The 507-nt window shown below is 66.3% G+C and carries 1 pseudogene; it reads left to right on the forward strand.

What is annotated here, in order from left to right:
- Positions 1-507 (forward strand): annotated as a pseudogene (locus HX846_RS38865) (AMP-binding protein); the annotation flags it as partial.

A 507-nucleotide genomic window follows, 5' to 3' on the forward strand; every position in this document is an offset into this window, starting at 1 on the left:
GCCGACCCCGCCACCCTGGCGACGCTCCCCGACAATGCCGTCGGTGAAATCTGGGCCACCGGCCCGAGCATCGCCCACGGCTACTGGCGCAACCCTGAAGCCACCGCCAAGACTTTCGTCCAGCACGAAGGCCGTACCTGGCTGCGGACCGGCGACCTCGGGTTTGTCCGCGAAGGTGAAGTGTTCATCACCGGCCGGCTGAAAGACCTGCTGATCGTGCGGGGCCACAACCTGTATCCCCAGGACATCGAGCAAGCCATCGAGCGCGAAGTGGAAGTGGTGCGCAAGGGCCGGGTCGCCGCGTTCGCGGTGAATGACCAGGGCCTGGAAGGCATTGGCATCGCCGCCGAAATCAGCCGCAGCGTGCAGAAAATCCTGCCGCCGGAAGCACTGATCAAGGCGATTCGCCAGGCGGTGGCCGAAGCCTGCCAGGAAGCGCCGAGCGTGGTGGTGCTGCTCAACCCCGGTGGCTTGCCGAAAACGTCCAGCGGCAAGGTGCAGCGCTCG

This window comes from Pseudomonas sp. K5002 (assembly GCF_013386655.1).
Lineage (GTDB): Bacteria > Pseudomonadota > Gammaproteobacteria > Pseudomonadales > Pseudomonadaceae > Aquipseudomonas.